The 23,641-nt window shown below is 42.9% G+C and carries 22 protein-coding genes; 13 read left to right on the top strand and 9 right to left on the bottom strand.

Going from position 1 to position 23,641, the window contains the following annotated elements; genetic code table 11:
* The first annotated feature begins 8 nt into the window (after positions 1–8).
* Positions 9–1,631 carry a thiamine/thiamine pyrophosphate ABC transporter permease ThiP gene (thiP, locus tag C9J41_RS14815; protein ID WP_107294729.1) on the top strand — a complete coding sequence of 541 codons (1,623 nt, stop codon included), beginning with the start codon at positions 9–11 and terminating at the stop codon, positions 1,629–1,631.
* On the top strand, positions 1,618–2,352 hold the full coding sequence (thiQ, locus tag C9J41_RS14810) for a thiamine ABC transporter ATP-binding protein (RefSeq protein WP_107207638.1): 735 nt from the start codon (positions 1,618–1,620) through the stop codon (positions 2,350–2,352). Before thiP ends, thiQ begins: the two co-directional genes overlap by 14 nt.
* A gap of 81 nt (positions 2,353–2,433) precedes the next feature.
* On the opposite strand, the gene C9J41_RS14805 is transcribed toward thiQ, so the two are convergent.
* Entirely contained in the window at positions 2,434–3,810 is a 1,377-nt protein-coding gene (locus C9J41_RS14805; RefSeq protein ID WP_107294728.1) for a PhoH family protein, read from the bottom strand.
* Positions 3,811–4,132: 322 nt separating this feature from the next.
* On the opposite strand from C9J41_RS14805, the gene rapA reads away from it, so the two are divergent.
* The 3 genes from rapA (at position 4,133) to C9J41_RS14790 (ending at position 9,000) form a co-directional block, all read left to right on the top strand.
* Positions 4,133–7,051 (top strand): RNA polymerase-associated protein RapA, encoded by a 2,919-nt coding sequence (gene rapA / locus C9J41_RS14800; protein WP_107247486.1) that lies wholly within the window; start codon positions 4,133–4,135, stop codon positions 7,049–7,051.
* A 161-nt stretch (positions 7,052–7,212) separates the two neighbouring features.
* Positions 7,213–7,905 (top strand): bifunctional tRNA pseudouridine(32) synthase/23S rRNA pseudouridine(746) synthase RluA, encoded by a 693-nt coding sequence (gene rluA / locus C9J41_RS14795; protein WP_233220415.1) that lies wholly within the window; start codon positions 7,213–7,215, stop codon positions 7,903–7,905.
* A 141-nt stretch (positions 7,906–8,046) separates the two neighbouring features.
* Positions 8,047–9,000: a D-2-hydroxyacid dehydrogenase gene (locus C9J41_RS14790; protein WP_107294726.1), complete on the top strand. Its 954-nt coding sequence runs from the start codon at positions 8,047–8,049 to the stop codon at positions 8,998–9,000.
* Between the two features lie 67 nt (positions 9,001–9,067).
* Here C9J41_RS14790 and djlA read toward each other — a convergent pair whose 3' ends face one another.
* The gene (djlA, locus tag C9J41_RS14785; RefSeq protein WP_107207634.1) at positions 9,068–9,919 is read right to left on the bottom strand and encodes a co-chaperone DjlA; all 852 of its coding nucleotides are present in this window, start codon (positions 9,917–9,919) and stop codon (positions 9,068–9,070) included.
* A gap of 172 nt (positions 9,920–10,091) precedes the next feature.
* On the opposite strand from djlA, the gene lptD reads away from it, so the two are divergent.
* The 6 genes from lptD to C9J41_RS14755 all read left to right on the top strand — a co-directional run bounded on the left by lptD (position 10,092) and on the right by C9J41_RS14755 (position 17,229).
* Positions 10,092–12,707 (top strand): LPS assembly protein LptD, encoded by a 2,616-nt coding sequence (gene lptD, locus C9J41_RS14780; RefSeq protein ID WP_369917599.1) that lies wholly within the window; start codon positions 10,092–10,094, stop codon positions 12,705–12,707.
* Positions 12,708–12,752: 45 nt separating this feature from the next.
* Entirely contained in the window at positions 12,753–14,054 is a 1,302-nt protein-coding gene (gene surA, locus C9J41_RS14775; protein WP_107290979.1) for a peptidylprolyl isomerase SurA, read from the top strand.
* Between the two features lie 8 nt (positions 14,055–14,062).
* Entirely contained in the window at positions 14,063–15,055 is a 993-nt protein-coding gene (gene pdxA / locus C9J41_RS14770; RefSeq protein ID WP_107207632.1) for a 4-hydroxythreonine-4-phosphate dehydrogenase PdxA, read from the top strand.
* Positions 15,052–15,876, top strand: coding sequence for a 16S rRNA (adenine(1518)-N(6)/adenine(1519)-N(6))-dimethyltransferase RsmA (rsmA, locus tag C9J41_RS14765; RefSeq protein ID WP_107207631.1), 825 nt, complete (start codon positions 15,052–15,054; stop codon positions 15,874–15,876). The genes pdxA and rsmA overlap by 4 nt, the downstream gene beginning before the upstream one ends.
* Positions 15,877–15,993: 117 nt before the next feature.
* Complete coding sequence (gene apaG, locus C9J41_RS14760) at positions 15,994–16,377, top strand: Co2+/Mg2+ efflux protein ApaG (RefSeq protein ID WP_107207630.1); 384 nt, start codon at positions 15,994–15,996, stop codon at positions 16,375–16,377.
* A gap of 36 nt (positions 16,378–16,413) precedes the next feature.
* Positions 16,414–17,229 (top strand): symmetrical bis(5'-nucleosyl)-tetraphosphatase, encoded by an 816-nt coding sequence (locus C9J41_RS14755; RefSeq protein ID WP_107294725.1) that lies wholly within the window; start codon positions 16,414–16,416, stop codon positions 17,227–17,229.
* A 61-nt stretch (positions 17,230–17,290) separates the two neighbouring features.
* On the opposite strand, the gene folA is transcribed toward C9J41_RS14755, so the two are convergent.
* The 7 genes from folA to rplU all read right to left on the bottom strand — a co-directional run bounded on the left by folA (position 17,291) and on the right by rplU (position 22,050).
* On the bottom strand, positions 17,291–17,773 hold the full coding sequence (gene folA / locus C9J41_RS14750) for a type 3 dihydrofolate reductase (protein ID WP_107247490.1): 483 nt from the start codon (positions 17,771–17,773) through the stop codon (positions 17,291–17,293).
* A gap of 39 nt (positions 17,774–17,812) precedes the next feature.
* Positions 17,813–18,289, bottom strand: coding sequence for a threonine/serine exporter family protein (locus C9J41_RS14745; protein WP_045083540.1), 477 nt, complete (start codon positions 18,287–18,289; stop codon positions 17,813–17,815).
* Positions 18,286–19,089: a threonine/serine exporter ThrE family protein gene (locus C9J41_RS14740; protein WP_107207627.1), complete on the bottom strand. Its 804-nt coding sequence runs from the start codon at positions 19,087–19,089 to the stop codon at positions 18,286–18,288. The genes C9J41_RS14745 and C9J41_RS14740 overlap by 4 nt, the downstream gene beginning before the upstream one ends.
* Positions 19,090–19,216: 127 nt before the next feature.
* On the bottom strand, positions 19,217–20,386 hold the full coding sequence (gene cgtA, locus C9J41_RS14735) for an Obg family GTPase CgtA (RefSeq protein WP_005369899.1): 1,170 nt from the start codon (positions 20,384–20,386) through the stop codon (positions 19,217–19,219).
* Between the two features lie 83 nt (positions 20,387–20,469).
* Complete coding sequence (locus C9J41_RS14730; RefSeq protein WP_005369900.1) at positions 20,470–21,396, bottom strand: DMT family transporter; 927 nt, start codon at positions 21,394–21,396, stop codon at positions 20,470–20,472.
* A gap of 66 nt (positions 21,397–21,462) precedes the next feature.
* Positions 21,463–21,720 (bottom strand): 50S ribosomal protein L27, encoded by a 258-nt coding sequence (gene rpmA, locus C9J41_RS14725; RefSeq protein WP_005369901.1) that lies wholly within the window; start codon positions 21,718–21,720, stop codon positions 21,463–21,465.
* A gap of 18 nt (positions 21,721–21,738) precedes the next feature.
* The gene (gene rplU, locus C9J41_RS14720) at positions 21,739–22,050 is read right to left on the bottom strand and encodes a 50S ribosomal protein L21 (RefSeq protein WP_005369904.1); all 312 of its coding nucleotides are present in this window, start codon (positions 22,048–22,050) and stop codon (positions 21,739–21,741) included.
* Between the two features lie 278 nt (positions 22,051–22,328).
* Between rplU and ispB the strand changes: the two genes are divergently transcribed.
* Positions 22,329–23,300 (top strand): octaprenyl diphosphate synthase, encoded by a 972-nt coding sequence (ispB, locus tag C9J41_RS14715; protein ID WP_107207626.1) that lies wholly within the window; start codon positions 22,329–22,331, stop codon positions 23,298–23,300.
* 125 nt (positions 23,301–23,425) lie between these two features.
* Entirely contained in the window at positions 23,426–23,617 is a 192-nt protein-coding gene (locus C9J41_RS14710) for a hypothetical protein (RefSeq protein WP_107207625.1), read from the top strand.
* Positions 23,618–23,641: the final 24 nt, after the last annotated feature.

The following is a 23,641-nucleotide window of genomic DNA, read 5'->3' as shown; positions in this document are numbered from 1 at the left end:
TTAAGACTTTGAACAAACGCATTACCTTATTGCCCGGCATTATCAGTGCCGGGCTGATCACTTTTGTTGTTGTTGCCGCGCTCACCGCCTTAATCAGCCAAGCTAACGACTGGCAACTATCAACACTATGGCATGATCCTTATCTGCGACATGTAACTGGATTTAGCTTCTATCAAGCCATCTTGTCGACTCTATTTAGCATCATCCCAGCGATTCCCATTGCTTATGCACTCTCACGACGGCAGTTTGTAGGAAAAGCTCTGCTATTACGTTTATTTGCGATGACGCTCGTGATACCCGTATTGGTTGCTGTTTTTGGGTTATTATCGATTTATGGCAAAAGTGGATTGATCAGCCATAACCTAGAAATACTAGGCTTACCGCCATTAAACATTTACGGTTTAAGCGGGATTTTACTGGCTCACGTATTTTTAAACCTGCCACTGACCGTGCGTTTTCTACTGCAAAGTCTCGATGGTATCCCTGCAGAGCAACATCAGCTTGCAGCGCATTTAAGTATTACTGGCTGGAGTAAATTTCGCTTAATTGCATGGCCTCGACTACGCCAACAACTGCCGCATATCGCGGGTTTAGTCTTTATGTTGTGCTTTACCAGCTTTGCCGTGATCATGTCGCTTGGCGGTGGTCCTAAATCAACCACTATCGAGCTCGCCATATATCAAGCGTTGCGTTATGACTTTGATTTAGCGACAGGTGCGATTTTAGCCTTATGGCAAATGCTACTTTGCTGCTCATTAGTGCTTTTTACCCAACGTTTTGCTAAACCGCTTTCTACCCTAAACGGCTCTATCAGCAAAAAGGTAGTGAATTATAACGATACATGGCGCGCTAAATGTTGGGATGTATTCTGGATCATCAGTGCGTTAGTGTTTGTTATACCACCGATCATTGCCGTCTTTGTATCGGGTATTAACCATCAATTATTTAATATCTTAGAACAAAAGCAGTTATGGTCAGCAATCACTAACTCACTCCATATCGCACTATTTTCCTGCTTATTAGCATTTTGTCTTGGCGTCATGATCCTCATCACGAGTCGTAGCTTACGCTTAGCACGTAAAAAACTGGCTGCTGACGGGATTGAAATGATCGGCACAGTGATTTTAGTGACACCTGGGTTAGTGTTAAGTACTGGTATTTTTCTTTTACTGCGCCAATATACTGATGCTTACAGTGCTGCGTTTTGGGTTGTGGTCTGTGTTAATGCCCTAATGGCACTGCCCTATGTAATCAAAACATTAAGTCAACCAATGCTCCACCTCGCGCAGCAATATAATCCGTTATGTCGCAGTTTAGGGATGACGCATCTATCGCGATTACGTTTGGTTGAGTGGCGTGCGTTACGTGCCCCTATTGCCCAAGCTCTCGCTATTAGCTTTGTCTTATCTCTGGGGGATTTAGGTGCGATTGCATTATTTGGCAGTCAAGACTTTCAAACGCTGCCACTGTATTTATTTGAACTAATGGGCAGTTACCGAATGGATGCTGCTGCTGTTGCTGCACTGGTTTTACTGTTACTCAGCTTAGGTTTATTTAGTGCCGTCGAGTATCTTGTTGTTACTCGCCATCGCCATCGCCATCGCCAAGGAGTTCATCATGCTAAACATTAATCAACTCAACTATACCTACTTACCTCAACACAAAAATGAGGTTGCGATGGCGTTGAGCTTTGATGTTCAGCTTGAGCAGGGAGATATCGCTGCACTCATTGGCCCAAGTGGCGCAGGTAAAAGTACCTTATTCGCACTCATTGCTGGCTTTCTCGTCCCTGATAGCGGTGAGATCACCGTTAATAGCCAATCTATCTGTCAGCTAGAGCCTGCGCAACGTCCACTCTCGATGTTATTTCAAGAGCACAATTTATTTCCTCACCTCAGTGTATTTGAAAACATTGCGTTAGGTATCAACCCAAACCTTAAACTTACCGCAGAGCAAAAACAGCGAGTGACTAATTCAGCGAAACAAGTGGGGATTGATACCTATCTTGAGCGTTTACCTGAGCAGCTTTCTGGCGGGCAACGTCAGCGAGTAGCATTAGCGCGATGTTTATTACGAGAGCGCCCTTTGCTACTGCTTGATGAACCATTTTCGGCCCTTGACCCTGCACTGCGTGCGGAGATGTTAAACCTCGTTAAGCAATTAGCCACAACCCGTAATATGACGGTATTGATGATCACTCATAGTCCTGAAGATGCCGAAAAAATTGCCAATAAATGTATTTTTATTAATGAAGGTACTATCAAAGCGGTAGGAGAAACCTGTGATGTTTTATCTAATCCCGTATTACCTGAGCTTAAAAACTATCTCGGTTTAACCCTACCAGAAACATAACCGCAGAATGCAATAAGTAACAATATAAACAAAAAAGCGAGCACCCAATGTGCTCGCTTTTCTTATTCTTCTTGCTAGTGATTAAAGATTTTCTTCGGCAAATTCAGCTAGACGGCTTCGAACCACCCCGTTGAGATAAATATTGGCGCTACCTTCAAAGTTTTTAAAGCGCTCAACAATATAGGTTAATCCCGAGGTCACTGGGGATAGATAGTTGGAATCAATTTGAGCAAGGTTACCCGAACACACAATTTTTGTGCCTTCACCACATCGGGTAATAATGGTTTTAATTTGTGACGCTGTTAAGTTTTGACACTCATCGAGTAAAACAAAGGCATTTTGAATAGAACGCCCACGCATAAAGTTAATCGATTTAAATTGAATATTGGCTTTATCAAAAATGTACTTCATTGAGCCATCAGTACAAACATCATGCTTATGAAGTGCTTCCATAGTATCGGTAACCGCTGCCAGCCATGGCATCATTTTTTCTTCTTCGGTACCCGGTAGGAAACCAATCGACTCAGCGATTTCGGGTGTATTACGAGTGACAATAATTTTGTCATACATCCCTTTTTCAATGACCTGCTCAAGTGCTGCAGCCATTGCTAAAATGGTTTTACCACAGCCAGCAGGACCCGTTAAGATCACTAAATCAATCCGAGGATCAAGCATTGCATCTAGCGCCATCCCTTGATAAATATTTTTAGGATTAACGCCCCAAGCTTGTCGATGCATTAGTCGCTCTTGGCTAATGTCTTTAATGGTGACACTTTCATCATCAATACTTTGAATTCTAGCAGCAAAATCATTGCCTTCATCCAGTAGATATTGATTAACAAAGGGAGTTTCAAATAAGTTTTTAGGTAAGGTATGTAAAGTTGAACGACCTCTATTTTCCGACTGACACTCAGCAACATTTTCCCAAAAATCGCCTTGATAGCGATGAAAGCCTTTGGTTAATAATGCGACATCATCAATCAACTGATCGGTACGATAATCATCAACATACAAGACGCCTGCACCTTTGGCACGCAGTCGCATGTTGATGTCTTTAGTCACTAATACCACAGAACGTGGTGCATGTTTTTGTTGCAGAAAGAGAACGCTATTAAGAATACGATTGTCACCCGCCTTATCACTAAAGGCATGGACGGTTTGTTTTACTTCATAGTCAGCAAAAATAGCAATAGTACCGCTATGAGCCACTTTGTCGTTGAAAGGAATACCAGCCGAAATTTGCTCTGGTGGTGCGTCGTGGAATATATCTTCAAGCGCACGTATCGCGACTCGAGCATCACGAGAAACATCACGCTTACTGTCTTTAATTCTGTCCAATTCTTCCAGAACCGTCATGGGAATAACCACGTCGTGTTCCTGAAAAGAAAAGAACGCCAGAGGTTCATGAAGCAGAATATTTGTATCAAGTACAAACAGTTTCCGTTCGGCGTCGTCCATAGGCACCTCCTTGGTAGTCTGGACAGCGATAATTAAGCTATCACTCTATTAGCTTACGTCAAAATTACCCATCTGGTTTAATTATGACGTCTTTCTTATTAAGCCCTCGGTAGATGAAAGTTTTATGATGATTTTACTGTGACCGATTTTCATCACTTTCACCGTGACCTTAATCACATCATGCAGTAACATGAGTCCCCTTTTTGAGCTATGCACAAATTTTAAATTCTAGCGTACACTTATCTTCAGTGTAGCTTATTAATACTTTGCACAGCTTATTGCAGTCTCTTTGATATCAAATAATTAGAAGGTTTCTACCACTATGCCATTTGCTTTGGGTCAACGTTGGATCAGTGATACAGAAAGTGATTTAGGTCTAGGTACCGTTGTCGCTCTTGAACCAAGAACGGTTACCTTGATGTTCCCCGCATCAGAAGAAAATCGCCTATATGCACGTAATGATGCCCCTGTTACCCGTGTCATGTTTAACGTTGGTGATGTGATTGAAAGCCATGAGGGTTGGTCACTAAAGGTAGAAGCGATCAACGAAGATAAAGGCGTGATCACCTACGTAGGTACGCGTACCGACACAGAAGAAGAAAATGTCGCGCTACGTGAACTTTTCTTAAGCCACCAAATTCGTTTCAATAAACCGCAAGATAAATTATTTGCAGGTCAAATTGATCGCATGGATCGTTTTGCACTGCGTTACCGCGCGCTGAAAAACCAATACGAGCAACTAAAAAGCCCATTACGTGGTTTATGCGGTATGCGTGCAGGTTTGATCCCACACCAGTTATATATTGCTCACGAAGTCGGTCGTCGCTATGCGCCGCGTGTTCTCCTTGCCGATGAAGTCGGTTTAGGTAAAACCATTGAAGCCGGTATGATCATCCACCAGCAGGTTCTATCAGGCCGTGCTGAACGTATTCTGATCGTGGTTCCTGAAACCCTACAACATCAATGGCTAGTTGAAATGATGCGTCGTTTTAACCTGCACTTTTCTATCTTTGATGAAGAGCGTTGTGTTGAAGCATTTGCTGATGCCGCTAACCCATTTGATACCGCGCAATATGTATTGTGTTCATTAGACTTTTTACGTAAAAGCCGTCGTCGTTTTGAACAAGCGCTAGATGCTGATTGGGATCTATTGGTTGTCGATGAAGCCCACCACCTTGAGTGGAGTGAAGATAAGCCTAGTCGTCAGTACCAAGTGATTGAAGCCTTAGCAGAAAAAACGCCAAGTGTGCTGCTACTAACCGCCACACCAGAGCAATTAGGTCGTGAAAGCCACTTCGCACGCTTACGTATTCTTGATCCTGATCGTTTTTACGACTATGAAGCCTTTGTTGAAGAAGAGCGTCAATACGAACCCGTTGCTGATGCTGTAACCCAACTGCTTGCTGGTGAAAAACTGAATGATGATGCGAAAAACACCTTAACCGAGCTGCTATCTGAGCAAGATATCGAGCCAATGTTACGTGTGATCGAAGATTCAGCTCAAGACGATCCTGAAGCATTAGCGGCGCGTCATGAATTGATCAACAACTTGATGGATCGCCACGGTACGGGCCGCGTATTGTTCCGTAATACCCGCTCAGCAATCACAGGTTTCCCTCAGCGTCACCTGAATATGTACCCGTTAGCAATGCCAACCCAATACACCACAGCCATGCGCGTTGCGGCAATGATGGGCGGTAAAATGGGTATCAATGAGAAAGCGATCAAGCTACTTTACCCGGAAGATATCTACCAAGAATTTGAAGGTGAATCAGCAACATGGTGGAACTTTGATCCTCGTGTTAACTGGCTACTTGATATGCTAAAAGCCAACCGTAACGAGAAAGTGTTGGTGATTTGTTCTCGTGCGCAAACCGCATTAACCTTAGAACAAGCATTACGTGAACGTGAAGGCATCCGTGCTACTGTGTTCCACGAAGGAATGTCGATTATCGAACGTGATAAAGCGGCGGCTTACTTTGCCCAAGAAGATGATGGCGCTCAGGTACTATTATGTTCTGAAATCGGTTCAGAAGGTCGTAACTTCCAGTTTGCAAACCAATTGGTGATGTTCGATTTACCAAGCAACCCTGATTTACTTGAGCAACGTATTGGTCGTTTGGATCGTATTGGTCAAAAGCGTGAGATAGAAATTCATGTGCCTTACCTAGAAGGCACTTCTCAAGCACTATTAGCGCGTTGGTTCAACGAAGGCTTAAATGCCTTTGAGGAAACCTGTCCGACTGGCCGTGCTGTCTATGAAGCGGTATGTGAAGATCTGATCACCTTGCTTGCCAGTGACAAACACGATCTTGAAGCGCTTGAATCCGTTATTCAGCGCAGTGCTGAAATGCACAATGAGCTTAAAACCAAGTTAGAGCAAGGTCGTGATCGCCTATTAGAAATCCATTCTAATGGGGGCGAAGAAGCTCAGCAGTTGGTTGAGAAGATCAGCGCTAAAGATGGTGATACTAACCTTGTGACTTTCGCACTGGGCTTGTTTGATACCATTGGTTTAAACCAAGATGACAAAGGCGAAAACGCAATTGTTGTGACCCCATCAGAGCACATGATGGTGGCAAGTTATCCAGGCCTTCCTTACGACGGTTGTACCATCACTTTTGAACGTGATACTGCACTTTCTCGTGAAGATATCAACTTCATCAGCTGGGAACACCCAATGATCCAAGGCGGTATTGAATTACTGCTAAGTGAAGGCGTAGGTACGACAGCGGTGTCATTGTTGAAAAACAAAGCACTGCCTGTTGGTACACTGCTACTTGAGCTTATCTATGTGGTTGACGCTCAAGCACCTAAGCAATCAGGTATTGGTCGTTTCTTACCCAAAACACCGATCCGTATTTTACTTGATGGTAAAGGTAATAACCTATCAGCTAACGTTGAATTTGAAGGCTTTAACCGCCAACTTAGCCCAGTCAATCGTCACCTTGGCAGTAAGCTCGTTAACTCGGTTCAAAAAGATATTCATACTCTGATTGAGCACGCAGAGCGCGAGATCAGCAAAGAGCTTGATGTCGTACGAAGCCAAGCACAAGCTGAAATGGAAAACACGTTGCGCGCTGAGCTTGATCGCCTTCAAGCCCTGAAAGCGGTTAATCCGAATATTCGTGATGACGAATTAGAGCTAATTGAAAGCCAAATCATTGAGTTAACTAACTACATTGAAAAAGCACAAATCCAGCTTGATTCACTGCGTTTGATCGTTGTTAGCCATAACTGATCAATAACTCATCATAACTAAATTAAGGCCGTGAATGTCATTACTGATATTCACGGCTTTTTTCTTTAATCACATCACCAAGCATACCAATTTACTATTATTCATATTAATATTCGCCCCGTTGTTATTCATACCTATCCTACGAGTGCATCATGAAACCATTGCCAGTGTTGAACTACAATCCACCTACCGATCCGTGGTTGGATACTCTTTTTCTTGATAGCGACATCATCGCCGTTAATAAGCCTGCTGGCATACTCTCAAACCCAGGACGTGCACCAGAGCATCACGACAGCATATTTGCTCGCGTTCTTGAAAAATACCCTAAGTCACAAATTGTGCACCGTTTAGATATGGGGACATCAGGCTTAATTGTGCTGGCTCTAAACAAAAAAGCGGAGTGTCATTTAAAAGCCCAGTTTCGTGAGCGAGAAACACAAAAAGTGTATTACGCTCGTGTGTGGGGACATATCGAACAAGACACAGGAACCGTGGATCTTCCCTTGATCTGTGATTGGCCTAACCGTCCACGCCAAAAAGTATGTTTTGACGATGGCAAGCCTTCTGTAACGCATTATGAAGTCTTAAGCCGTGATGAGAAAACAACCTTGGTCCGTTTACTGCCCGTAACAGGTCGTTCTCACCAATTGCGTGTTCACATGCAAGCATTAGGTCATCCGATTTTAGGCGATAAGTTTTATGCTAATGAGGAAGCAATGGTAGCCTCTCCTCGTTTACTGTTACACGCAGCAGAACTGACTTTTACGCATCCAGGAAGTGATCAACCGATGCATTTGTTTGCCCCTTGTGAGTTTTATCCAGAAGCGCCAACACAAACGATTTTTAGTAAATAAAACCACTGAGTAATCAGCAACTATCACACGGAAGTTAGATCACGATAAAAAAGAATGCTAGCTTTGTTTTAACAAGCAAAAACCTAAACTAGCATTCTTCTTTTCACACCAAGCGGAACAAAGGTTCCATGGAGTCTAACAGTGGAACATATTGTATTTTTAGATCGTGCTACTATCCCAGCACACATTGATATTCCTCGCCCACAATCTGCTCATCAATGGATTGAATATCAACGTACATCGCCATCTCAAGTCATTGAACGTCTGCAACACGCAACTATCGTCATTTCTAACAAAGTCCAACTCACTGCTGATATTTTATCTCAGCTGCCAAACCTGAAATTTATTGCCATCGGTGCGACAGGAACCAATAACGTCGATGTCGATTATTGTCACCGCCATAACATTCCGGTTTCCAATATTCGAGGTTATGCGACTCGCTCTGTTCCTGAACACGTGCTCGCAATGATCTTTGCGCTAAAACGTAATTTAATGGGCTATCAGCAAGATATCATCGCGGGTGAGTGGCAGAAACAACAACAGTTCTGCTTTTTCACTCATCCAATTAGCGATATCGCAGGCTCAACAATAGGTATTGTTGGTAAAGGCAGCTTAGGGGTAGCGACAGCCAATCTTGCAACCGCGCTGGGGATGAAGGTGCTATTTGCAGAGCACAAGCACGTCACCACCTGTCGTGAAGGCTATACGCTGTTTAACGACGTATTACAGCAAGCCGATATCATCACCTTGCATTGCTCGCTAACAGATACCACTGAAGATCTTATCGCAAAAACAGAACTGGCACAGATGAAACCTAACGCTATTTTGATCAATACCGGACGTGGTGGACTGGTGAATGAGCAAGATTTAGTCGATGCATTGCTCGATAAAAAAATTGCCGGCGCTGGCTGTGATGTTTTTACTTCTGAGCCGCCAACTGATGATAATCCATTATTACAACAGGCACATTTGCCTAATCTATTACTAACCCCACATGTTGCATGGGGATCTGATTCCGCGATTCAAACACTGGTAGAGCAACTTATTGAAAATATTGATGGCTTTTGTAACAACAAACCGCAAAACCTCGTTTAAGAGCTTTAAAAACAAAAAAGCGAGCACCAAGCTCGCTTTTTCAATTTATTATTCAGCGTAATAACAATTATTTGAATCCTTTCTCTTTTCGGATCAAATCATAGGCAGCTTGTAGCTCTTGGGTTTTTTGTTTCGCTATTTCCATCATTTCTGGTGGTAACCCTTTCGCTGCGAGTTTATCTGGATGGTGTTCATTCATCTGTTTACGATAAGCACGTTTCACATCTTGCGCAGAGGCATTTTCATCAACTCCTAAGACATTAAATGCATCAGCTAATTGATCTCGACTAGGAGGCGCTTGGAAACCACCGCCTTGTTGTTGATATTGCTGATGGAAACCACCTTGTTGAAAACGAAACGCCGCTTCTTGCATACGCAAGCGTTGTTCAAGCTGGGCTTCAGAAAAGCCAAGGTATCGCGCAATAATATGCAGTAACTGACGCTCTTTAGGATGTAATGAACCATCCGCAAATGCTGCTTGAATTTGTAATTCTAAGAAAAATTGGAGTAAATCAGCACGTCGTGCACGACTACGAACACGATTTAGCATCTCTTCTAATGGGAAGTTATCTTCTTTTCCCTCACGAAACGCATTCTGCGCTTGAAGTCGAGATTCGCCTTGTAACCCCATTCGATCCATAATCGCACTTGCAACACGAATTTCCTCTTTTGTCACATGCCCTTTCGCTTTTGCGACATGCCCCATTACTGCAAAACAAGCATGGAAAAACTCTGCTTGTTGCTCTGCACTACTGGCTCTGTTCTGACCAAAACCGGCAAAACCGCCATTCATCTGACGAGCATAAGCCTTATCAAACTGGTGACCAATAAATAAACCAATCAACAATCCAGGCAATTTTCCAATGGAGAGGCCAAGCAACGCACCAATAATTTTTCCCCATATACCTGTCTTCTGCATTCTATACTCTCTGGTAATTTGTTAAATTTTTTCAATGTTTACCCAACAGCATGCGCTGAAAAGATGCCGTCGCGTCGAATTTGCATTATGATAGCTGTCATTTATCGGGAATGCTTGTAAAAAGCGCAATTATTCGCCTTGCTCTCAAACTGATACAGGAATGTTGAATCTGATGTCACTCACCTCTCACAGCTTACTTGCCACCATGATTGGTCTTGCCCTTTATGGGCCGGCAATGGCAGAAGATGCCACATCTTTACATAAAGATATCAACGGTAAACATGCTGTAGCAGAAGATCAAACAACAAAAACAGCCGTTAATAACGATCCTTTAGCTATGGCAGATGGCGTTTTTATTTCGCCAAAAGACCGCAAAGAAAATGCCACATCTTTAGATAAAGATATCAACGATAAACACGCAGTAGCAGAAGATCAAACAACAAAAACAGCCGTTAATGACGATCCTTTAGCTATGGTACGTGGTGTTTGTATAGCACCAAAAGACCGTAAAGAAGATACCAAAAACACACCGATCCACATTGAAGCTGACAATGTTCAAGCTAAAAATGAGCATAAAGCCGTGTATTCTGGTGACGTTATTGTTCAGCAAGGAACGCGTACGATTGCTGCCGATACTGTGACACTTCAACAACCACAAAATATTGTTACAGCAAAAGGCAACGTTTACTACCATGACGGTGGTATAGAAATGGAAGCGAAAGAGCTCCATAGCGATCTAAATACCAAAGACTCACAAATGGATGATGCTGTTTATCGTATGACCTGCCAGCCAGGGCGCGGTGACGCAGAGCAAATCGACAAGAAAAATGTTGATGGTACTCAGTTCTACAAAATGAAAGATGGTACTTTCACTACCTGTCCAGAAGGCGATAAAAGTTGGCGCTTTGCTGCTGGCTCTTTGGAGCGTGATGGTGATTCACCCTTTGCCGATTTATATAACGCGCGCTTTGAAGTACTTAATGTACCGGTATTCTATCTTCCGTGGCTTCGTATTCCTGTAACCGATGAGCGTATGACGGGTTTCTTATACCCAACGTTAACCTATGGCTCACGTAATGGTATGGAATATGAAGCGCCATTTTATTGGAACATTGCGCCAAACTACGATTTGACCATCACACCAAAATACATGAACCACCGTGGTCTACAAACAACGGCTAAATTCCGCTACCTGAATGAATTAGGTGAAGGCCAAGTTGTCGGTGAGTACATGGGCCATGATAAAAAAGCCGATTACGTAGATTATCAATTGGCAGACAATAAACCCAACACGGGTAAATATTGGGGCTTCCAATGGACACACAGTGGGATCATCGATAAAAACTGGTTAGTTGATATCGACTACAGCAAAGTCAGTGATTACAAATATTTTGAGCGAGGCTTAGATTCTAGTATTGGTGAGCGTGAAGATAATAACCTGCTTCAAACGGCAGAAGTATCTTACCGAAATGCGAACTGGGATACGATGTTAATGGTCCGTGATTTTCAGCTTTTAAAAGATCCTGAAGAAGCTGAATCATCAACAGATAATCGTTCACCGTATCGCTTAATGCCACAACTATCATCAACTTACTATAAAACAGATCTCGGCTACGGTCTCGATTTTAAAATGCCAATGAGTATCAGTAAGTTTGAGAATAGTTCGATATTCAAGCCTGACGCTGATCGTATAACTTTTGAGCCGACATTAACGCTTCCCTACGCGACACCTTGGTGGTCTGTAACTACTCAGGCAAAAGTGAACTACGCTCATTACAACCAAGATAAAAAAGAGTTAAGCAAAAACTCAGATTTTGATGCTCTTAAAGACAGTGTTAATCGTGTTGTTCCTGAATTTCGTGTCAACAGTAGCTTATACTTTGAGCGTGATACCTCCATTTTAGGTAGTCATTATACCCAAAGTTTAGAACCACAAATTCAATACCTTTATGTAAAAAATGTTGACCAAGACGGTATTTATAACCCATTTGATTATATCGGTGGCGGCTATGATTCAACCCGTTTACAACAAGATTACTACGGCTTATTTAGCGATCGGACATACAGTGGTAACGACTATATAGCTCCTGCGAACCAGTTCACCGTCGGCGCATCTACACGCTACTTTGATGAAGATTTTAAGGAACGATTTACCCTATCCATGGGTCAAATCTTCTATATCGATAAACCTGTTAACCAAGGAACTGATAATAAAGAAGCCAAAAGTTACTCAGCGACAGCAATTGAAACAGAATTTAACCTTGATGATAACCTGTTCTTAAAGAGCGCAATGCAATATGACTCAAGTGAGAATGACATTCAGCAAGGTAATGTGACCGTTGAGTACCGTAATGGTGGGGTATTTGTTCAACCGAGTTACCGTTACGTATCAAGTGATTACTTAACAAAATACGTGAACAACCCGAACCCTGTCATTTCAGGCACGAAAGATAAGCGTGACGGTATTTCACAGTTAGGTTTATCCATTGGCTTCCCAGTTAGCGATAATGTTGATGTTAAAGCTGATTACTACCAAGACATGAATGTTAACAAAATGCTTGAAAGTAAAGTTGGCTTCACCTACACATCTGCATGCTGGATGATAGGGCTTAGCTACAATCGTTACGCGAAAGATGCAATATCACAAGATTTTACTGAATACGATAGCAATGTCACTTTCTCATTCAGTTTACTTGGTTTACAAGGTGCCGGACCTTCATTCGGTCAATCATCGGATGATGGCGGTAATATTTTATCTTACGGCGATCCGTTCACTCTTAATAATTAATAGTTAGGCGACACATGTGTCGCCTTATAACCTGATGGAATATAAATGAAAACGTGGAAGTATTCTGTACTTAGTCTAATGATGATGGGTATGTCAGCAACCAGCATGGCAGCACCTCAGGAACTTGACCAAATTGTGATGACTGTTAATGATGGCGTGATCTTACAAAGCGATGTGAGCGCCATGCTAAAAACTGTTCGTCTTAACGCTGCTGAAGAGCACCAACAATTACCGCCTAATAACATTTTACGTCAGCAAGTGATGGATCAACTGATCCTTGAAAACTTACAGATCCAACAAGCTCAGCAGCTAGGGATCCGTATTGATGACAGTCAATTAGATCAAGCGATCGCCGATGTGGCTAAACAACGTAATATGAGCGTAGACCAACTACGTCAAAGCCTTGCTAAAGCAGGAGTTTCTTACTCTATGTTCCGTGAGCAAATGCGTAACGATATGCTAGCCTCTGAAGCGCGTACCATTATTGTTCGTAAACGTGTTAACGTTCTGCCACAAGAAGTTGAGTCTTTAGCCAAACAAATGGCCGAGCAAACTCAACAAAACGTGCAATACAACATTAGCCAAATTCAAATTCGGGTTGATGAAGATGCTGATAAAGCAGCACGTGATAAAGCAAAGCAAGAAGCAGAAGACATTGTTGCTCAACTTAAAAAAGGCGCAAACTTTTCACAACTGGCTTACCGTTATTCAAAAGGACCTAAAGCTCTAAAAGGGGGCGAATGGGGCTGGATGAGTAAAGCAGAAATGCCAACCGTCTTTGCTGATCAGATTAAAAATAACGGTAAAGATGCGATCATTGGGCCATTCCGTAGTGGCGTTGGTTACCACATTTTAAAAATCAACGATGTAAAAGGTATGCCAAACGTCTCTGTTATTGAGGTAAAAGCCCGTCATATTTTAATCAAACCTTCAATGATTCTAAGTGATGCAGCAGCAAAAGCTGAGCTTGAGAAAATTCGTCAAAATATTATTAGCGGTAAACAAACCTTTGCGGCAGCAGCAAAAGCCTACAGCGAAGATCCAGGTTCAGCGGCAAATGGTGGTCAACTAGGCTGGCAAGTACCAGATATGTATGCTCCAGCATTTAAAGAAAAAGTAGAAACGCTACCGATCGATAAAATCAGTGAACCGTTTAAATCTGCATTTGGTTGGCACATTGTTGAAGTTGAAGGGCGTCGCAAAGTCGATCGTACGGATGCTGCAATGAAAAACCGTGCTGCACAAATCATCTTTAACCGTAAATTCAATGAAGAAGCACAGACATGGTTACAAGAACTACGTGCAGGTGCTTACATTGAACCAATGAATACAACCAATAATGGCTAAATAAAGACATGACTGACACACAACGGATTGCAATCACCCCCGGTGAGCCTGCTGGAATAGGCCCAGATTTAGTCATCGCCTTATGCCAAGAAAATTGGCCGCACCAACTTGTTATTTGTGCTGATGCGCAGGTTATGGTAGAACGTGCGGCTAAATTAGGTTTACCACTAACCATTTTACCTTATCAGCCCGATCAACCCGCCCTGCCACATAAAGCAGGAACGATGACGGTTGCGCACATCAATACTGCAGTTGATGTTGTCGCTGGCACGTTAGATGAACGTAATGGCATGTATGTGCTCTCGACGCTTAAACGTGCTGCAGAAGGGTGTATGAATGATGAATTCGCCGCCGTTGTCACCGGCCCTGTACATAAAGGGGTCATTAACCGCGCTGGCGTATCATTTAGTGGCCACACTGAATTTTTTGCTCAACAATCTGACACTGCACAAGTTGTTATGATGCTAGCAACCGAAGGATTACGCGTCGCGTTAGTGACAACTCATATCCCTCTAAGTCATGTATCACAAGCAATTACAGAAGACAGATTAAAACAGGTGATTCGTATTTTACACGCTGATTTAATCAGTAAATTTGGTATTGAGTCACCAAAAATTTATGTCTGTGGATTAAACCCCCATGCTGGTGAAGATGGTTGCTTAGGGATGGAAGAAATAAATATTATTACTCCTACTCTTGAACAATTACGCCAGCAAGAAAACATGGATCTTATCGGCCCTTTACCGGCCGATACTATTTTCCAAGAAAAATATTTAGCTGATGCCGATACGGTATTAGCCATGTATCACGATCAAGGGCTACCGGTGCTGAAATATAAAGGCTTCGGTAAATCAGTTAACATTACGTTAGGATTGCCCTTCATCCGAACTTCAGTAGATCATGGTACCGCACTGGAACTCGCAGGTACCGGACAGGCAGATACAGGTAGCCTTTGGACAGCGCTATCTCACGCCCTAGAATTGGTAGATAAACAAGCATGAGCAGCGATCAAGTCCATCTAGGTCACCGCGCCCGTAAGCGCTTTGGCCAGAACTTTTTGAAAGACCCTTACATCATTGATGGCATAGTGTCAGCAATTAACCCATTACCAGGTCAAAACTTGGTTGAAATCGGTCCGGGTCTGGGTGCTATCACCGAGCAAGTTGGTAAACTTGTTGATAAATTTACTGTTATCGAACTCGACCGCGATCTTGCAGAACGCCTTGAAAGTCACCCAGATCTAGCTTCCAAGCTAACGATCCACCAAGGCGATGCAATGCGTTTCGACTTCACGCAACTTATTAAAGAAAATAATAAGTTACGTATTTTTGGTAACTTGCCATACAACATTTCGACCCCTTTAATGTTCCACATTTTTGAATTCCACAAAGATGTTGAAGATATGCACTTTATGCTGCAAAAAGAAGTGGTTAACCGTCTTGCGGCAGGCCCTGGTAGCAAAGCATATGGCCGCCTAACGGTAATGGCGCAGTATTACTGCCGCGTGATGCCTGTACTTGAAGTGCCGCCAGAATCTTTTGTACCTGCGCCAAAAGTCGATTCAGCGGTAGTACGTCTAACACCTTACGAAGTGTTGCCGTTCCCATGTACCAACCTAAAATGGTTAGATCGTGTATGTAGAGAAGGCTTTAACCAACGTCGTAAAACGATTCGTAACTGCTATAAAGCACTCTTTACAGCAGAGCAACTTGAAGCACTGGGGGTTAACCCAGGCAATCGCCCAGAGAACATTACCGTTGAACAGTTTGTGGCAATGGCGAACTGGCTTGATGCGAATTACCAAAAAGATGCGAAAGCTTAACCTCATTTAAGTGGATTACACAAAAACCCCGATAGCTTCACGGTTATCGGGGTTTTTCTTTATTTGTGGTTGAATGACGCTAAAATGAGAAGAGATCATAAACAAAGGATGTTGTCTGTGAGTACCACTTCTCCCCCAACCATAAAATGTCATGTCGTTACTCATTACCTCGATGATCAATCCGAGCCTGACAAGAGTCGCTATGTGTTTTCCTATACCATCACTATTCATAATCTTGGTCGTGGTCAAGCACAATTGCTTAAACGCCACTGGTTGATCACCGATGCCAATGGCAAAAAACTAGTGATTGATGGTGATGGTGTTGTGGGTAAACAACCCATAATTCAAGCAAGTGATGACTATACCTACACCAGTGGTACAATTATTGATACCCCGCTTGGTGTGATGCAAGGACATTACATTATGGAAGACGGGGACGGTAATAGCTTTAAAGTTAACATTGCCCCTTTTCGTTTGGCTGTGCCTAACATTATTCACTAGCTGTTTACTTTCACTTTCCTCAATAATGAGAGCAATATGGCAACCTACCTTGTTGGTGATATTCAGGGCTGCTTACCTGATCTAAAAAAACTCCTTGCTCAAGCGCATTTTGATCCCAAGCACGATCACCTTTGGCTTGCTGGCGATCTTGTCGCCCGTGGTCCTGAATCATTAGAAACATTACGTTTTGTAAAAGCACTGGGTAATAGTGCACAGGTGATCCTCGGTAATCATGATCTTCACCTATTAGCCGCTTCAAATGGCTTCGCACGTTTAAAACCGAGTGATAAAACTCAAGCCATTTTAGACGCGCCCGATAGCCCAGAATTACTTCATTGGCTACGCCATCAACCATTGCTGGCTGAACATCCTGATTTTCCATTAGTTATGGTACACGCTGGCATTAGCCCACAATGGTCGTTAGCGACGGCGCGTCAACAAGCTCGCCGAGTTGAAGCGATCCTTCAGTCTGAACGTTATGTATGGCTATTAGAAAATATGTATGGTGATGGCCCTGATTTTTGGCAAGAAGAACTTAATGAATTAGATCAGCTCCGCTATACCATCAACAGTTTTACCCGTATGCGCTTTTGCGAGCCTAACGGACGTTTAGATATGCAGTGTAAAGTAGAGCCAGGAAACCCTGAAGTTGGCAACTTGATCCCGTGGTTTGAAGTAAAGCGCAGTGAGCCGATTGAGAAAACCATTATCTTTGGTCATTGGGCGGCACTCATGGGACATCAAGATAAGCATTGTATTGGGCTTGATACAGGGTGCGTGTGGGGAAACAGTTTAACTATGTTACGCTGGGAAGACGGACAACGCTTTGTTACCGAATGCCCTATTTATTAAATCTTGCCACTTTATCCTATCCAATAATGCCCACTAGCATGGGCATTATTAAACAGTATGATTAATTGCGTTCAAGTACCGTAAAGTCCATCGCATAAGCATTTTTTTCATCTGCTTCATAATGCTCAGACTTCACTTGATGCCACCCCTCTCCCCATTCAGGGAAACGTGTATCACCGTCTAAATTAGCATCAATAAACGTTAAATAAAGACAATTCGCTTTTGGTAAACACGCTTGGTAAATACTACCACCACCGATGATCATTACTTCTTCTACATCACCAGCGACTTGTATTGCAGCTTCTATATCGCTCACAACAGTGATCCCTTCGGCATGAAACTCAGGGTTACGGGTGATCACAATGTTATGACGACCTGGAAGCGGGCGACCAATAGATTCAAACGTTTTGCGCCCCATTATCACAGGCTTTCCTAAAGTACATTGCTTAAACCAAGCAAAATCAGCGGGTAAATGCCATGGCATCGCATTTTCTTTGCCAATTACTCGATCATGCGCCATTGCGGCGATCATACTGATCTTCATCTTCAGGAAACTCCTTTTTAATATTTGTGATGCTATAGGTTACACCACAGGTCGACGGCGATAAAACAATAATCCCGGCATAGCTAACCCAATGGCTAATGCAGCAACAATAAAGATCGCTTTAAGCAAATTCTCAATCATCACTCCCCATAATTCCATTGAAAAACCACGATGATTAATTTCAACAATCGCAATCATTGCTTTATAAGTAAAAACGCCAGGTACCATAGGGATCATTGCTGCGACAGTAAAGACTTTGGGATGAGCTAAAAAGCGATGCGACCAATGCACACCAATCATACCAACAAGAGTAGCTGCTGCAAATGTAGCCCACTCAATAGGCATTCCCCAGTGCATTAAAAGAAAACGAGTGCCATGCCCTAACGCCCCTCCAATGGCACAATATTTCAGTGCCTTTGGTGGGACATTAAAGACTAATGCAAAGCCAACGGCTGGGATCATAGCGAAAAACATATCATTACCTAGCGCCAGCATTAGTGAGATCAGATCATTCATAGTAACCATCCCCACACATCCAGCACATTCATCGCAGCAACAATACCAATACAAGCGGCAAGTGTTAGTAAACTCGCCATCGTCCACCGTGCTAATCCCATTGAAGGGTAACCTTTTACCATATCAGCAACGGCATTGATCAAAGGAAAACCCGGTACCAACATCAGTACAGACGAAGCCATCGCTAAAAAAGGTTTATCACCAATTTGATAAACTTGTCCAAGACCTGAAATTAATGTGGTAACAAAGGCGGTAAAAGCAAAATTAATCAAAGGATTAAAATGACAATGTGCAATCTCTTGGCGAACAAACATACCAATAGATGAAGCCAGAAAAGTCAGGCAAAAAACTGGCCAATCCCCCCCTGCTAAACGGCTAAAAGAAGCACAAGATAGACCTATCATAATAATCACCAATAAGCGGTGATAACGCTGAGGTTGGATTTGTTCTAATTTGTGGTGAACATCATAACGATCAAGCAGTCCACGCTCGGTTAAAATACAGATCCGTTGAATGTCCGTCACGATCTGCATATTGATCCCACTATCTTGGCAACGCCTTGTAGTCGTAATACAGCTCCCCTGATGACGAGTACTGATCACCATCGAACTAGCAGATAATGAGACCTCAACACTTTCAACCCCAAGCGCCAAACCAAGTCGACTTGTCACATCTGCCACTAAGGTACTTTCTGCGCCATGCTGTAAAAGACGTTGACCTGCAGATATCACAAGCCGTGTTATGTCTCTTTGTTCAGATTCTGAGAGTGAAGTAATAATACCGTCCTTATGAGTTGCCATTTATCATCCATTAATATTGCGCATTTATTATCCTATTAGAGTACCGAATAACTCCTGCATCCATTTTGATTAAGCACAAAAAAAGCCGTACCTCACGGTACGGCTTCCTCTACACAATCAGACTTGATTATGGCTTGTAGATGATTTCAACATCGTAATCATCTTCATTCCAATCATCCCAATCATCATCGTCGTCTTCATCCTGCGCTTTCTTAATTTGCTCAGCGTGGTAATCATCCCACTTGAAGTCAACTTTATCTTCTTTCTCTTCTGGCTCGTATTTGATCTTAGGCATAGCATCAATCGCTTCCATCAGATCATACGTTAGCTCTTTCGTACCGGTACGGTTTAGTGCAGAGATACTGTAGTACTTATCTTCCCAAGCAAGGGCTTCTAATACTTCAGTCATTTTCTCTTGCGCTTCTTCTTCATCAAGCAAGTCAGCTTTGTTAAATACAATCCAACGCGGCTTATTGCCTAGCTTATCACTGTATTGCTCAAGCTCATTGATGATAGTGAATGCATTTTCTACCGGATCAGAGCCATCAGCAGGCAGTAGATCAATCATGTGAAGTAATACACGACAACGCTCTAGGTGCTTAAGGAAACGAATACCTAAACCAGCGCCGTCTGCCGCACCTTCAATCAGACCAGGAATATCAGCAACAACGAAATTACGCTCTGCATCAACACGTACAACACCTAAGCTTGGTACTAACGTAGTGAATGGGTAATCCGCTACTTTCGGCTTAGCTGCCGATACAGAGCGAATAAAGGTCGATTTACCTGCGTTAGGTAAACCTAACATACCTACATCAGCCAAAAGCAGCAATTCTAGGCGAAGATGACGAACCTCACCTAAACTCCCCATTGTCTTTTGACGAGGTGCGCGGTTTACAGATGATTTAAAACGGGTGTTACCTAGGCCATGGAAACCGCCTTTAGCAACCATCACTTTCATGCCGTGTTCAGTCAGATCGGCAATCACTTCACCTGTATCGTCATCAACTGCACGTGTGCCTACAGGTACTGTCAGTATTTTATCGGCACCACGTTTACCCGTACAGTTACCACCACGACCATTTTCACCACGCTCTGCGGCATGGAAACGTTCAAAACGATAATCGATCAGGGTGTTAAAGTTTTCATCAGCAAAGAGGTAAACGTCACCGCCGTCACCACCATCACCGCCATCAGGACCACCTTTAGGAATGTACTTTTCAGTACGAAAACTCACTACGCCGTTACCACCGTCACCGGCATCAACTTTGATAACTGCTTCATCTATAAACTTCATTCTTTTCTCCGCACTGTGGCGTTTAACATACAGCCATGACCACTAACTCATCATGGCGTAGTAATTATTGTCATCGACCTAGATTATTTGTGCTGGCGAATAAATTTATGGCCTATAGCACAGCATATCGCACCACTTACCACCACCATCGCACCAAGGTAACCCCAGATGTTCAACGTTACTGGCGCAACGTATTGTGGTAGAGCAAGGCTCGCAAGATCGACAAATAATATCGTAAACAAAGGAGTCAGTGTGATCACTGCACTCACTTGTGAGGCTTGCCAGCGTGACATCGCTTCAGCGAAAGCACCATAGCCAACAAGCGTATTAATACAACAGAATGCCAACATCGCAAGTTGACGATTATCCATTGCATAGATTTGTTCTGGTTGCGCTACTGGCGTAAGGATCAAAGCACAGATCACATAGATCATCAGCAAAATTTGCGCTGATGTAAATTGCTTTAATAACCACTTCTGCGCAAGGCCATATATTACCCACACAATAGCAGCCGCCACAGCTAAACTCACACCTAAAGTATAACCAGAAAAACTGGTAAATAACTCAATTAAGCGTTCATTAAAAAACAGTAGTAAGCCAGCCAATAAACAAATCACACCAATAATCTGGTGCTTAGCAAGCTTTTCTTTAAATACCCATGCACTGGTCACCAATAAGCCCACTGGAGCTAATTGAATGATTACCTGTACCACAGGTGGATTAAGATATTTTAGCGAGCTATTGAACAGGACAAAGTTACCCGCAAGACCAATACTTGCAATCAGTAACACTAGCCCACCAGCTCGGCCTAAATTTGAAATTGTTGGTAACTGCTTTTTCCAGCTTAATAATAAACCTAAACCGACAGATGCCGTAATAAAGCGATACCAAACAATAGTGAAAGGGTCCATCACTTCAACAGCTTGCTTCATTGCTATTGGTAACGCGCCCCAAAAGACAGCCGTTGTTAATGCAAGAAAAAAACCGATCATTGGGCCACGATCTCGCATAAACCCTCCAGATATAAAAAGCCCCGCCAATAGGCAGGGCTTTAATCTTCGTGTCAAAGTTGAATATTATTCAGCTTCGATAGATACGAATTTACGGTTCTTAGGACCTTTAACTTCGAACTTCACTTTACCATCAGATAGAGCGAATAGAGTGTGGTCTTTACCTAGGCCAACATTGTTACCAGCGTGGAACTTAGTACCACGTTGACGAACGATGATGTTACCTGCTAGAACTGATTCGCCACCAAAACGCTTAACACCTAGGCGTTTGCTTTCTGAATCGCGACCGTTGTTAGTAGAACCGCCAGCTTTTTTGTGTGCCATCTTTAAATTCTCCTATTATTAAGCGCTGATGCCAGTAATTTTGACTTCAGTGAACCACTGACGGTGGCCCATTTGCTTACGAGAGTGCTTACGACGACGGAACTTAACGATTTTAACTTTATCGCCACGACCGTGAGTAACAACTTCAGCAGTTACTTTACCGCCAGCCACAAAAGGTGCGCCTACAGATACTTCTTCGCCATTAGCTACTAAAAGTACTGAGTCAAATTCAATGCTAGCGCCAGTTTCAGCGTCTAGTTTTTCTAAGCGTAAGGTTTGGCCTTCGCTTACACGGTGTTGTTTACCACCACTTTGGAAAACAGCGTACATGTCTTACTCCGCTTGTCCGCATAGGCCATTTGCCACATAAAAAAGGCAATGGGTATGCGCTTAATCTTGTCATCAATAGGGCGCGAATGTTACGCGAAAAGAGTTATTCTGGCAAGCCATTATAGAAAGAAAATTGATGAAAAGCTGCTCAACAAAAAAAGTCTTTGAAATAGCGCACGTTGGGGTTATGACGATAGTGCTATTTTAGTGTAAGATTCGATAAACCATTCGAATCACTTTACCGCCCTACGTGGCCAACAATCTTGCTGGATGTATTAATGGATTTCAAAGCTATCCAAGCGCTCACCGCCAACGATATGGCCGAGGTCGACGCGAAGATACAAGCACAACTTAACTCAGAGGTTGTGCTTATCAATCAACTAGGCTTCTACATTGTCAGTAGTGGTGGCAAACGTCTACGCCCAATGCTGGCTGTTTTGGCAGCGCGAGCTTTGGGCTATGACGGTGATCAACACACTACAGCTGCTGCTTTTATTGAATTTATTCATACAGCAACATTATTACACGATGATGTTGTCGATGAATCAAACATGCGTCGTGGTAAAGAAACAGCCAACGCAGCGTTTGGTAATGCAGCCAGTGTTTTAGTCGGTGACTACATTTACACACGTTCATTTCAAATGATGACTAGCCTACGATCATTAAAGATCCTCGACATCATGAGTGAAGCAACCAATGTGATCGCTGAAGGTGAAGTTCTACAATTAATGAATTGTAATGATCCTAACACCACCGAAGATAGCTACATGCAAGTGATCTATTCAAAAACAGCACGCTTGTTTGAAGCTTCAACTCAAATCGCAGCCATTATTGCCCAAGCACCAGCTGAAATTGAGTCAGCACTTCAAGAATACGGTCGTTATTTAGGCACGGCATTCCAACTTATCGACGATGTATTAGATTACATTGCTGATGGTAAAGAAATGGGGAAAAACGTCGGTGACGATTTAGCAGAAGGTAAGCCAACTTTACCACTGCTCCATGCTATGCACCATGGTAATACCGAGCAATCAAGCATGATTCGCGAAGCTATTGAAAAAGCAAATGGGATGGAAAAGCTTGATGCTATTTTAGCTGCTATGCACGAACATGGTTCACTTGAGTACACCCAACAACGTGCAGAAGAAGAAGCAGAGAAAGCCATTGCGGCTTTAGCACCTATTGCAGACTCTAAGTACAAAGAAGCCTTAGTTGCACTAGCACACATGGCTGTACAGCGTAATAAATAAGTCTTCAATTTAGCATCATAGAGCCTGCCAATGTGGCAGGTTTTTTTATCTCTAAAAATCAGATGATCACTATGATCTATAATTGGTATTAGTTTATTTCTTTTGCTGGTAAGTGGGAGTGAATAATGGAAATAACCCAATTAAAGATTGGTATGTGGGTAGAATCATTACATGGCGTGGGGAAAGTGATCGGCATTGATCAACAAAATAACGCCGTAATCATTGAGCATAAGAACGATCATCAACTGCGTTCCATTGAATGCAACGAGATCACTGATCAACCGCAATTGCACACAGGCTGTGATCGTTATTATTAGAAAAGACTTCTCACAGGCAATAAA

The organism is Photobacterium sp. GB-50 (genome assembly GCF_003026755.1).
Classification (GTDB): Bacteria; Pseudomonadota; Gammaproteobacteria; order Enterobacterales; family Vibrionaceae; genus Photobacterium.
The sequence above is the reverse complement of the archived record's forward strand: the minus strand, read 5'-3'. Positions and strand labels throughout refer to the sequence as shown.